Origin of the sequence: Acinetobacter sp. 148 (genome assembly GCF_031196675.1) — a bacterium.
Lineage (GTDB): Bacteria > Pseudomonadota > Gammaproteobacteria > Pseudomonadales > Moraxellaceae > Acinetobacter > Acinetobacter baumannii.
This window is the reverse complement of record NZ_JAVIMT010000081.1, coordinates 16,651-28,538: the sequence shown is the minus strand read 5'-3', so window position 1 is coordinate 28,538 and position 11,888 is coordinate 16,651. Positions and strand designations below refer to the sequence as shown.

The 11,888-nt window shown below is 38.5% G+C and carries 10 protein-coding genes; 5 read left to right on the top strand and 5 right to left on the bottom strand.

Going from position 1 to position 11,888, the window contains the following annotated elements:
* The first annotated feature begins 207 nt into the window (after positions 1-207).
* The 4 genes from RFX69_RS14020 to RFX69_RS14005 are packed head-to-tail and all read left to right on the top strand — an operon-like array spanning position 208 to position 4,015.
* Positions 208-1,002: a ChbG/HpnK family deacetylase gene (locus RFX69_RS14020; protein ID WP_289332551.1), complete on the top strand. Its 795-nt coding sequence runs from the start codon at positions 208-210 to the stop codon at positions 1,000-1,002.
* A complete protein-coding gene (locus tag RFX69_RS14015) occupies positions 999-1,979 on the top strand; it encodes a glycosyltransferase family 2 protein (protein WP_001022408.1) in 981 nt (326 codons plus the stop codon). Before RFX69_RS14020 ends, RFX69_RS14015 begins: the two co-directional genes overlap by 4 nt.
* On the top strand, positions 1,979-2,359 hold the full coding sequence (locus RFX69_RS14010; RefSeq protein WP_000457364.1) for a GtrA family protein: 381 nt from the start codon (positions 1,979-1,981) through the stop codon (positions 2,357-2,359). The genes RFX69_RS14015 and RFX69_RS14010 overlap by 1 nt, the downstream gene beginning before the upstream one ends.
* A gap of 9 nt (positions 2,360-2,368) precedes the next feature.
* A complete protein-coding gene (locus RFX69_RS14005; RefSeq protein ID WP_289332552.1) occupies positions 2,369-4,015 on the top strand; it encodes a glycosyltransferase family 39 protein in 1,647 nt (548 codons plus the stop codon).
* A 50-nt stretch (positions 4,016-4,065) separates the two neighbouring features.
* Here RFX69_RS14005 and gyrA read toward each other — a convergent pair whose 3' ends face one another.
* From gyrA to xerA, 4 genes are all read right to left on the bottom strand, one after another.
* A complete protein-coding gene (gene gyrA / locus RFX69_RS14000; RefSeq protein WP_000116449.1) occupies positions 4,066-6,780 on the bottom strand; it encodes a DNA gyrase subunit A in 2,715 nt (904 codons plus the stop codon).
* Positions 6,781-7,146: 366 nt separating this feature from the next.
* Positions 7,147-8,079, bottom strand: coding sequence for an electron transfer flavoprotein subunit alpha/FixB family protein (locus RFX69_RS13995; protein WP_000025985.1), 933 nt, complete (start codon positions 8,077-8,079; stop codon positions 7,147-7,149).
* A gap of 17 nt (positions 8,080-8,096) precedes the next feature.
* Positions 8,097-8,846: an electron transfer flavoprotein subunit beta/FixA family protein gene (locus RFX69_RS13990; protein ID WP_289332553.1), complete on the bottom strand. Its 750-nt coding sequence runs from the start codon at positions 8,844-8,846 to the stop codon at positions 8,097-8,099.
* A gap of 436 nt (positions 8,847-9,282) precedes the next feature.
* Positions 9,283-10,170, bottom strand: a complete 888-nt coding sequence (gene xerA / locus RFX69_RS13985) for a site-specific tyrosine recombinase/integron integrase (protein WP_171057445.1) — start codon at positions 10,168-10,170, stop codon at positions 9,283-9,285.
* A 162-nt stretch (positions 10,171-10,332) separates the two neighbouring features.
* Here xerA and RFX69_RS13980 point away from each other — a divergent pair, with 162 nt between their 5' ends.
* A complete protein-coding gene (locus RFX69_RS13980) occupies positions 10,333-10,956 on the top strand; it encodes a LysE family translocator (protein WP_000125201.1) in 624 nt (207 codons plus the stop codon).
* Between the two features lie 85 nt (positions 10,957-11,041).
* Here the strand turns inward: RFX69_RS13980 and dapF are convergent, their stop codons facing one another.
* Entirely contained in the window at positions 11,042-11,887 is an 846-nt protein-coding gene (gene dapF, locus RFX69_RS13975; RefSeq protein WP_000923484.1) for a diaminopimelate epimerase, read from the bottom strand.
* Position 11,888 lies beyond the last annotated feature (1 nt).

The window sequence follows — 11,888 nt, the reverse complement described above, 5'->3', positions numbered from 1 at the left end:
TATAGTTAAAGCTTATTTCTTAAAAAAATTGACTTAAATTTTATAAAAAATTAAATAAATTCAAATAATTAATTTACATCAATTGTCATAAAACCTTAAGAAAACTTTAAGTTGGAATTAAGGAAATTTCTCCATATTAAAAACGTATAGTTTTTCAGCAGCTAAGCAGAATAATTCTGTAACCCTGCCCTATGGTGGAATTTAGATATGGCAAAGGTGTGCTATTGCGCAGATGACTTTGCAATGAATGCAGAAATATCTGACGCAATTATTCAACTTATTGAACAAGGTGCGCTTCAAGCCACCTCATGTATGACCCAATCTGATTTATGGGAAACTGCTGCTGCCAAATTAAAACCGTTTAGTGATCGAGTTGATATCGGTTTACATTTAAATCTTACCCATGCTTTCGCTTCGGGTAATCTGTTTTTTCCCTTACCTATGCTTATAGTCCGAGCATGGTCTGCAAGTCTTAATCGCGAATTAATCACTCAATGTATTGAGGAGCAATGGGACTTATTTGTTTCAGTATTAGGAAAACAACCTGACTTTATAGATGGTCATCAACACATTCATCAATTTCCATTTATACGTGATATTTTGCTGCAATTACTAAAAGAGAAAAAATTTACGGGTTGGATTCGAAATTTACAACAGCCGATCAATCCCCCTCATTACCGTTTTAAAACTCGTATGCTCTCAGCATTAGGTTCTAACTCTTTGGCAAAAGCTTGCCAGACATATCACTTTAATCAAAATGGCCAATTTGCTGGCATCTATGATTTCAAACTGACCAATTATGGCGAACTCAATCAATATTGGCTTGCGAATGCAAAAGACCATTTACTGATTATGTGCCATCCAGCACTTGCACAATCAAATGATCAAGATCCAATTCAACACGCCCGAATTCAAGAATATCAATACTTCAGTTCGGCTCAGTTCCAACTTGATTGTCAACAATACGGTATCCAGCTCACCAGACTAGGGGCAATGCAATGAATATAAAACCCTTTTTATCCTGCGTTGTTCCAGCCTACAACGAAGCAGAGAATTTAAAAACCTTTATTCCTGCTTTGGCAAATAGTCTAAAACAGCAAAATCTTAGCTATGAAATTATTGTGGTAGATGATGGAAGTAAAGACGATACCATTCCAATTTTACAAACAATGATTGAGGATTATCCTTTAGTTGTGCTGGAGCTTTCACGGAACTTTGGCAAAGAAGCAGCTTTAAGTGCTGGTTTAGACCATGTGACTGGTGAAGTTGCTCTACTGATTGATGCTGATTTTCAACATCCATTTGAAGCAATTCCAACCATGATTAATCTTTGGAAAAATGGTTATGACATGGTCTATGGTATTCGTAATCGTACAACCGAATCATGGCTTAAACGTGTTCTAACCCAAGCTTATTACCGTATTTTAAACTTAAGTTCACCTATTGATATTCCAGAAAGTGCTGGAGATTTCCGACTTCTTGATGCAAAAGTTGTTGAAGCCATCAAACAGTTACCAGAAAAAAATCGTTATATGAAAGGTCTATATGCTTGGGTTGGCTTTAAAAGTATAGGCATTAATTTTTCTGAGCAAGAACGTCAACATGGCCGTTCTAGCTTCAACTTAAAATCTCTTTTTAACTTGGCCATGTCAGGTTTAACGGGTTTTTCTGATTTACCTTTACGCGTATGTATTTACTTAGGTGCAATTCTGGCCTTAGGTGCGATGAGCTACGGAGTGTGGATTATCATTAAAACTTTGATTGAGGGAATTTCCATTCCGGGCTGGGCAACACTTGCGGCAGGTATGACGCTATTAGGTGGCATTCAATTGTTATTCATTGGAATTTTAGGTGAATACATTGGCCGCATTTATGCTGAAGTTAAAAACCGCCCAAAATATATTATTTCTACCGAACATTCTCGTACTAAGCAGGAACATTCAATCACCCACCAAGAAAATACGTTCTCTAGTTTCTAATGTTTGCTCATATTCTTCAGCTTGCGCGGTTTACTACTACAGGAACCGCAGCAGCACTTACTCATTATAGTGTAGCCATGCTTCTATTTAAGAAACATGTTGCACTGCAATATGCCAATTTATGCGCTTTTCTACTCGCCTATTGGGTGAGCTATTTTGGGCACCGCGTTTTTACGTTTAAAGCGCAACATCTTACGCATCGGCAGACTCTCCCAAAATTCACGTTGGTTGCCGGCTTAGGTTTTTTATTTAATGAAAGTTTTCTTTTACTTTCAAGCCTCTATTTTAACGTACCTATTTCAACCTTAGTGTGTACTGCAATTGTTCTGACATCTATGGTGACTTTTTTACTTAACCGTTTTTTTGCATTCCAACATTAAGGATTATGTATGCAGCAATGGCTTCGTAGTTCCAAATTTTTATTAATATTCTTACCGATTTGGCTATTTGTTTTATCTTGGATTAGGCCCTTATCTGTACCAGACGAAGGTCGCTATGGAGATATTAGCCGTACTATGTTCGAATCTGGAGACTGGTTAACTCCACGAATCGATGGTTTACCTTTCATGCATAAGCCTCCTTTACTACATTGGTTAAGTTCAATGTTTATGGAGCTTTTGGGTGTGCATGTATGGGTGTTACGTTTAGTACCCGTTTTAGCCGCTACACTCATGCTAGTCGGTCTATTTTTATTCGTAAAAAAGCATATTTCAGAAAGCGTTGCACAACTTACCGTTATTATTTTAGCTACTAACCTGCTTTTTTTTGGTAGTAGCCAATACATTAACCATGATTTACTGCTCGCCTCTTGGATCACCATTAGTGTTTTATGTTTTGTGGACTTCACTATTTATGCACGGAAATCTATTTTATTTTTAGGTTATATCGCTGGTGCAGCAGCCTTCTTAAGCAAAGGTTTAATTGGGATTTTAATTCCCGGGATGATTCTTTTACCGTGGTTAATTTACACCAAGCAATGGAAGAAAATACCTTCTCTTCTTAATCCATTGGCTATCTTGTTATTTTTACTCATCGTTAGTCCGTGGCTCTACTTAGTACAAAGTAAATATCCTCAATTTTTACACTATTTTTTTATTGATCAACAATTTAATCGTTTTAGTTCAAAAGAGTTTAATAACAAACAGCCATGGTGCTTCTATCTGATGATTTTATTTGTCAGTTTTTTACCATGGCTTTTTGCGAGTAGATTTACGTCTATAAAAACCATTTTTAAAGATTATAAATCATGCTCTTTACTTGCCCTATTTGTATGGTGGTTTGTTTCTGTTACTGTTTTCTTTTCTATTCCGCATTCTAAGCTAGCAGGCTATATTTTACCTGCTGTTCCGCCTCTTGCCATTTTCTTTGCGCTTGTGATGAATAAGGTTCTTGAAAGCAGTAATAAAACCAGATTGCAGACTTGGGGTATTCCTGTATTTACTATACTTGTTGGAATTGGCGTTAGTGCAACACCATATTTTATTCGTGCACATCAGCCCTTTTTCCAAAACCAAGCCATATTTATTTATCTCATTGGTGCCTTATTAATTGTGCTTCCACTTGTGTTAGTGGGGCTATATAAAAAACAGAAATTGAACTATTTGACCTATATTTTTATAAGTTTAATTGTTCTATGTAGTGCAGTCCCATTTGCTGTTCGTATTTTAGATACCAAAAACAATGTAAGCCAAACAGATTTTGCTGAGTACATTGCCCCATCTACAAAAATCGTTTTCTACAATTATTATTTCTATGATGTTCCATTCCTTTTACAACTTAAGCACCCTGTTTATATCGTAAACCAATGGGATACTGTACATTCAGATAGTGCCTCTTTAGAAATTAAAGATGGTTTGTTATTTGAACCGCAACTCAAAAAGTACTTGTGGAGCGAACAGCAGCTTCAAGATGCTCTAATGCAAAAACAAGATCTGATCGTGATAAGTCAACCTCATAATTTTGCAACTAAAGACCCGTCAGTAAAAACTTTGCATTACAGAAACTATGATGTATTTATTTTCCATCCCTCGAAATAAACCAGAAATAAAAAAGGAAGCCGAAGCTTCCTTTTTTATTTTAAAACGTTTTACTCTTCAGAAGTATCTTCATTATTAGATACAGCTTCTTCGCTATCAGTTTCAGTCGTATCTACTTCACCTTCAAGAAGTTCTTCTTCGTCTTCTACAGCTTCAATTGAAACTACGCCAACAAGCGTTTCTTCTTCGCTTAAACGGATCAGACGAACACCTTGAGCATTACGACCTGTCATTGCAACTTCTGCAGCACGCGTACGAACAAGCGTACCACCATCAGAAATTAATAATAACTCTTTGGTTTCATCAATAGAAACTGCACCAACTAGCTCACCGTTACGTTCACTTGTCTTGATCGCAATAACACCCTTACCACCACGTTTCTTGGTCGGGAAGTCATTTACTGGAGTACGTTTACCATAGCCGTTGGCACTCGCACACAGTACTTCACCTGTCTCAGGCACAACAACAAGCGATACGATGCGACTTACTAGACTTGAATCTGCTGAATCATCATTATCATCTGAATCATCATTTTCTACATCTGCATCTTCTTCACTTAAGGTGCTGCTTGCAAAGCTTACACGCATACCACGTACACCTTTCGCTGTACGACCCATTGCACGTACGTCAGTTTCAGCAAAACGAATTGCTTTACCTTCGTTAGAGAACAACATGATTTGCTGATTACCATCAGTAATCGCAACACCAATTAAGGTATCTTCTTCATTAAGTTCAATAGCACGTAGACCATTTGAACGAATGTTTGCAAATTGTTCTAACTCAACACGCTTAACCGTACCAGAAGCTGTCGCCATAAACACATAGTGGTTTTCCGGGAACTCGGTTAACGGCAAGATTGCGGTTACGGTTTCTGTTGCATCTAGAGGTAACAAGTTCACGATTGGACGACCTTTTGCCCCACGTGATGCTTGAGGAACTTCAAATACTTTCAGACGGTACACTTTACCCACATTGGTAAAGCAAAGTACGGTCGCATGGTTTGATGCCACAATCAGATGTTGAATAAAGTCATCATCTTTCATTGAGGTTGCAGACTTACCACGTCCACCACGGCGCTGTGCCTGATAGTCTGAAAGTGGTTGAGTTTTTGCATAACCTGTTTGTGAAACAGTTAATACCACTTGCTCTTCTGGAATTAAATCTTCACGGCAGAAATCCACACGAGATTCAACAATTTCGGTACGACGTGCATCGCCATATTGTTGTAAAACTTGTGCCAACTCTTCGCGAATAACACCCATTAACAAGTTGAAGTCATTTAAAATTGCAGTAAGTTCAGCAATTTGACCTAAAATTTCAGTATATTCCGCATGTAACTTGTCTTGTTCAAGACCAGTTAAACGGTGTAAACGTAATTCTAAAATTGCGCCTACTTGTGTTGGTGACAGACGATAAATTGAATCACTTAAACCAAATGGACGATTTGGATCTTCACCTTCAATTTCATCTGGGCGAACAGAAATTGCACCAGCTTTTTCAAGTAGTGCAACAACGCCACCACCTGCCCACTCACCCGCAAGTAAACGCTCACGCGCTTCAGCAGGGTTTGCAGAAGTTTTGATGGTTTCAATAATTTCATCAATATTGGCTAAGGCAACTGTCAAGCCTTCCAAGATATGACCACGTTCACGTGCTTTACGTAATTCGAACATGGTACGGCGTGTCACAACTTCTTGGCGGTGACGAATAAATGCCGCAATAATATCTTTTAGATTCATCAATTTTGGTTGTCCATTGTCTAGACAAACCATGTTGATGCTGAATGAGTTTTCAAGCTGGGTATTTAAGAATAAGTTATTTACAACGACTTCTGCGTTTTCACCGCGTTTCAAGTCAATTGCAATACGCATACCTTCTTTATCAGACTCATCACGAAGTTCTGAAATACCTTCAAGCTTTTTCTCTTTTACTAACTCGGCAATACGTTCAATAACTCTTGCTTTGTTTACTTGATATGGAATTTCAGTAAAGACGATGGTTGTACGACCTGTCTTTTCATCTTCTTCGAAATGGTATTTACCACGAATGTGTAAACGACCTTTACCGGTACGGTAGGCATCAACAATACCTGATTTACCGTAAATAATACCGCCTGTAGGGAAGTCAGGACCGGTAATGTATTCCATCAATCCTTCAATCGAGATATTCGGATTGTCAGCATAAGCCAAACAAGCATTCACAACTTCTGTCATGTTGTGTGGTGCCATGTTAGTTGCCATACCTACAGCAATACCAGCAGCACCGTTAATTAACAAGTTTGGAACACGTGTCGGAAGTACTTCAGGGATACGTTCCGAACCGTCGTAGTTATCTTCCCAGTCAACTGTGTCTTTTTCTAAATCTGCAAGAAGCTCATGTGCCAGCTTAGTCATACGGACTTCGGTATAACGCATTGCCGCGGCGCTATCGCCATCGATCGAACCGAAGTTACCCTGACCATCAACCAATAAATAACGTAAGCTAAAGTCTTGAGCCATACGAACAATGGTTTCATAAACAGCTGAGTCACCATGCGGGTGATATTTACCGATTACGTCCCCAACGACACGAGCAGATTTCTTGTAGGCTTTGTTATAGTCATTGCCCAATTCGTGCATGGCATAAAGCACACGACGGTGAACAGGTTTAAGACCGTCTCTCACATCCGGCAATGCACGAGATACAATTACACTCATCGCGTAATCTAAATATGAATGCTTGAGTTCGTCCTCAATGGCAATCGGTCGGATTTCCGATACGCTCATGCATACTCCTTCTTACAGATAGATATTTCTATCCGTTTATATGTCTTGATCTTGCAAAAAATTTAGTTCCGGAAAGTGAACTAAAATCGAAAAAAATATAGCTGTATACTATAGCATAAAAGCGCTTTGTAATGTGCGGAATCTACACTGCCAATCTGGTGATATTTGTATAATTTAATTGCATATTATTCTACTCTTTTAGCTGCAATCATTATCTTCATGCCTAATCAAAACTATGTGAATTTTATTTTATAAAAATCAAACATCCAAAGCATAAATTTTCTAATTTTTACTTCTAACTTCAGACTGTAAAACAAAAAAACCCCTAGCTCAAAACTAGGGGTTTTTAACTTTAATCAATAAAGATTAAAGCTTAGATACCAACTCTGGTACTACAGCGTTCAAATCACCAACTAACCAGTAGTCAGCAACGCTGTTGATTGGTGCTTCTTCGTCTTTGTTGATAGCAACAATAACTTTAGAATCTTTCATACCAGCCAAGTGCTGGATCGCACCAGAAATACCTACAGCAATGTAAAGCTCAGGTGCAACGATTTTACCAGTTTGACCAACTTGGAAATCGTTAGGTACGAAGCCTGCATCAACTGCTGCACGTGAAGCACCTTGTGCTGCACCAAGCTTGTCAGCTAATGGGTCAAGTACTTTGTGGTAGTTCTCACCAGAACCTACACCACGACCACCAGATACAACAATACGAGCAGCTGTTAATTCTGGACGATCAAGTTTAACGATTTCTTCAGATACAAACTTAGAAACACCAGCATCTTTTACTTCGCCAACTGTTTCAACAGCAGCTGAACCACCTTCCGCAGCAACTGGATCAAATGCCGTACCACGAACAGTACCAACAATGATTGCTTCGTCAGATTGAACAGTTGCAATCGCGTTACCAGCGTAGATTGGGCGCTTGAATGTGTTAGCCGATTCAACAGAAATAATGTCTGTAATCATGCTTACATCAAGAAGCGCAGCAACACGTGGAAGAATGTTCTTACCAGTTGTAGTAGAAGCAGCTAAAACGTATTTGTAACCTTTAGCCAAGTCAGCAACTAAGCCAGCTACGTTTTCAGCTAATTGGTTTGCATAAGCAGCGTTGTCAGCAAGTAATACTTTGCTCACACCAGCAACTTTAGCAGCAGCGTCAGCAACTGCTTGAGCGCCTGAACCAGCAACTAATACAGTAATATCACCACCGATTTTTTGAGCTGCAGCAACAACGTTTAAAGTAGCACCGTTAAGTGTCTGGTTGTTGTGATCAGCGATAACTAAAATACTCATGATTTTATCCTTCCGTATTAGATCACTTTCGCTTCATTTTTCAATTTTTCAACAAGCTCATCTACAGATTTCACTTGTACACCAGCTTTACGTTCTGCAGGCGCTTCAACTTTAATCGTTTTAAGCTTAGTACCAGCTGTAACACCGTAATCAGCAGGAGATTTAGTATCAAGCGGTTTTTTACGAGCTTTCATGATGTTAGGCAATGCAGCATAACGTGGCTCGTTTAAACGCAAGTCAGTTGTAATGATTGCAGGAAGTGCAAGTTCAACAGTTTGTAAACCACCGTCGATTTCACGAGTCACTTGTACTTTACCGCCATCCACTTTCACTTCAGAAGCAAACGTACCTTGACCAGCGCCTAATAATGCACCAAGCATTTGACCTACTTGGTTAGAGTCATCATCAATTGCTTGTTTGCCAAGAAGGATAAGTTCTGGTTTTTCAGCGTCAACAACACCTTTTAAGATTTTAGCAACTTCTAGAGCGCCAATTTCGTCAGTAGTTTCAACTAAAATACCGCGGTCTGCACCCAAAGCCATTGCAGAACGGATTTGTTCTTGAGCTTCTTTAAGACCAATAGAAACAACAACGATTTCTGATACTGTTCCTTTTTCTTTTAAGCGAACCGCTTCTTCCACTGCGATTTCACAAAATGGGTTAATTGACATTTTAACGTTGGTAAGGTCAACCCCACTATTGTCCGGCTTAACACGAACTTTAACGTTGGCATCAACCACACGTTTTACAGCAACAAGAGCCTTCATGTAATCCTCGGCTGTTCTAGCAAAAGTAAATGTTGAGAAAAGTATATTAACTCTTCGATTAAAATTTTTTAGGTACCCTATCTTGCAATGTGTTTGGCATTTCGGTCAAGTCACAATTTTCTGGAACGGGGCAAAAAAAATGAAATCATCAGTTCATAAAAAAATTTTTATACATATCTAACTCCTATTTTATTCTTTTTAAAGTCTATTTTATACATTGATTTTTATTATCTTTTTATCTTATTTACCTTATTAGTCAGAGGGATAAGACTCTCAAAAATGAATCAAAATTTATAGTTTTTAGACTATATATGCCGACAAAATGTGCAAAGAACAAAATGGTCAATTGGGTAATTTCATCGATTTCCTTTAAACAAATTTGTAAAAAAATACAAATGATCTCTACATTCTGCTTTCTTAACCCAGCTAAAGCGGCTTAATGCTTAGTGGCTCGTGGATGGGCCTGATCGTACACTTGGGCCAAATGATCAAAATCAATATGTGTATAAATTTGAGTAGTCGATAAATTGCTATGACCTAACATTTCTTGAACTGAGCGTAAATCACCACTACTTGATAACATATGACTAGCAAAACAATGTCGAAGTAAATGTGGGTGTAATTCGACATTTACACCCGCTCTTTGTGCCTGAAGTTTTACACGCTTTTCAATTTGCCTAGGGGTTAATGCACCGCCTCGCTGTGAAATGAAAACGGAAGCATTTTGGTCAAAATGGCCTTTCCAGATATTATAAATTTTTAGCCAATTCAATAAGCTTTCTTTTGCCTTTTTCCCAAACGGTACAATACGGGTTTTATTTCCTTTACCTGTAATACGAACGAGTTGACGATTAAAATCAATATCTTTAATCGTTAAGCCTTGCAGTTCAGCGAGCCGTAAACCACTTGAGTACAGTAGTTCTAACATGGCTTTATCTCTTAACCAAAGCTGCTGATCAATTGGTTTTTCAGGCATGGGTTGATCTAAAATTTGATTAACCGTTTCTATGTCAATCATGCCCGGTAAAGGTCTAGGCTGACGTTTCAATTTAAAATCGTCAGTAGGATTAATTTCTAGGTATTTGCCCTGTTCAGCCCACTTCATAAACTGACGAATAGAAGTAAGATGACGTTGCATGCTACTTGAACTTAACTGATCTTGCTCAACACGTTGAGCCAAATATTCACGTAAATCTGAAGCTTCAACATTTCTTAAATCAACTTTTTTAAGCTCACAAAACTCAAGGAAGCTTTTAACATCTCGCTCATAAGCGGTAATTGTATGCTCAGACTGGTTTTGAATTTTTCTTTCTTTTAACCACATTGAGAGCAGTTGTAATGCAAAATCCAAATTGCTCTCCATTTATTTGCCCATTTTTTTGAGTGTACCAAAAACTATTTAATCAGGAAAATTTGATATCGCACAGCATAATGAATCTAACTTATATATTACAATTTATACTAAGTATCCGTTGGACCTTACACCATGACCGCCATACTCATTCCTTATTTAATTGCCATTACTTTACTTACCCTTACCCCTGGTTTAGATACAACTTTAATTATTCGTACTGCAACACTTGAAGGAAAATCTAAAGCGTTTCAAGCAGCTATAGGAATTAGTCTTGGCTGCATTGCTTGGGGAATTGTCGTGGCATGCGGTCTAGGTGCCCTACTGATGGCATCCGACTTAGCATTTAATATATTGAAATGGATGGGCGCCGCTTATTTAGCATGGCTGGGTTTAAATATGATTTTAAAACCTCGTAGTCAGCTCGCAGATATACAAGAAAGTAATTCAAATCGCTCTACTTCAGAGAATTGGTTTATTAAAGGTTTCTTTGGCAACTTACTCAATCCAAAAGTTGGTATTTTTTATATTTCATTTCTTCCCCAGTTCATTCCAGCGCAAGCATCGGCTGTTACTTGGGTAATGGGACTAGTAATGATTCATGTGGTGATTGGCGTGTTATGGTCAAGTCTATTAATTCTGGCTATGCAGCCACTTTCGCGCTATCTAAAGCAACCCAAGTTTGTAAAATATATGGACCGAATTACGGGCAGTATTTTTGTTCTATTCGCTTTGAAATTGGCGTTGAGTAAAAGGTAATAAAATCAAAAAATATTGTACATATAAAAGAAAGCCTCTTTTATCACTTTGCAGATGAAAAGAGACTTCTATTTAGGCCATGCGATTAACCTTGGAAATAACGTAAATCCAAACGTCCATCATATACATGAGTTGTTGGACCAGTCATCCAGACCACATCGCCTTCTTGCCATTCAATTTGTAGCTTACCGCCAGCAAGTTCAACTTCTACAGAGTTCGCAAGTAGACCACGGCGCATGCCACTTACCGCAGCGGCACATGCTCCTGTACCACACGCTAGTGTTTCACCCACACCACGTTCAAATACACGTAAGCGAACATGTTTGTCATCAATCACTTGCATGAAACCAGCATTAACGCGCTCAGGGAAACGTTTATGTGATTCAACTTGCGGACCAATACCAGCTACATCAGCAGTTAGTACATCTGGAACTATAGTGACCGCGTGTGGGTTACCCATGTTGACCACATCAATACTAATGTTTTGGTCATTTGCCAACTCAAGGGTATATAAAGCTTCTGGCTCTTCGGCAACAAATGGAATTTCATTTGGTAGAAACTTTGGGTAGCCCATATTTACGCGCACCCAACCATTTTGCCCAAGCTCTGGCTTTACAATACCCGCTTTGGTTTGTACGGTAATGTTGGTTTTATTGGTTAAATGACGTTCGTGGACAAAACGGGCAAAACAACGCACACCATTACCACATTGCTCAACCTCAGAACCATCTGCATTGAAAATACGGTATTTAAAATCAGCTTCGGGTACATCTGGTGGTTCAACAATTAAAAGCTGATCAAACCCCACACCAAAGTGTCGGTCTGCCAAACGTTGAATTGTTGCTGTATCTAAATAAGCTCTTTGGCTAATTAGATCAACCACCATGAAATCATTGCCTAAACCATGCATTTTGGTAAATTCTAATAACATC

Excerpts from the sequence above, each read along its gene's own strand:
- xerA (WP_171057445.1), bottom strand. The coding sequence starts at position 10,170 with ATGTGGTTAAAAGAAAGAAAAATTCAAAACCAGTCTGAGCATACAATT.
- RFX69_RS14020 (WP_289332551.1), top strand. The coding sequence starts at position 208 with ATGGCAAAGGTGTGCTATTGCGCAGATGACTTTGCAATGAATGCAGAA.
- dapF (WP_000923484.1), bottom strand. The coding sequence starts at position 11,887 with ATGTTATTAGAATTTACCAAAATGCATGGTTTAGGCAATGATTTCATG.
- RFX69_RS13980 (WP_000125201.1), top strand. The coding sequence starts at position 10,333 with ATGACCGCCATACTCATTCCTTATTTAATTGCCATTACTTTACTTACC.
- RFX69_RS14010 (WP_000457364.1), top strand. The coding sequence starts at position 1,979 with ATGTTTGCTCATATTCTTCAGCTTGCGCGGTTTACTACTACAGGAACC.
- RFX69_RS14015 (WP_001022408.1), top strand. The coding sequence starts at position 999 with ATGAATATAAAACCCTTTTTATCCTGCGTTGTTCCAGCCTACAACGAA.
- RFX69_RS13990 (WP_289332553.1), bottom strand. The coding sequence starts at position 8,846 with ATGAAGGCTCTTGTTGCTGTAAAACGTGTGGTTGATGCCAACGTTAAA.
- RFX69_RS14005 (WP_289332552.1), top strand. The coding sequence starts at position 2,369 with ATGCAGCAATGGCTTCGTAGTTCCAAATTTTTATTAATATTCTTACCG.
- RFX69_RS13995 (WP_000025985.1), bottom strand. The coding sequence starts at position 8,079 with ATGAGTATTTTAGTTATCGCTGATCACAACAACCAGACACTTAACGGT.
- gyrA (WP_000116449.1), bottom strand. The coding sequence starts at position 6,780 with ATGAGCGTATCGGAAATCCGACCGATTGCCATTGAGGACGAACTCAAG.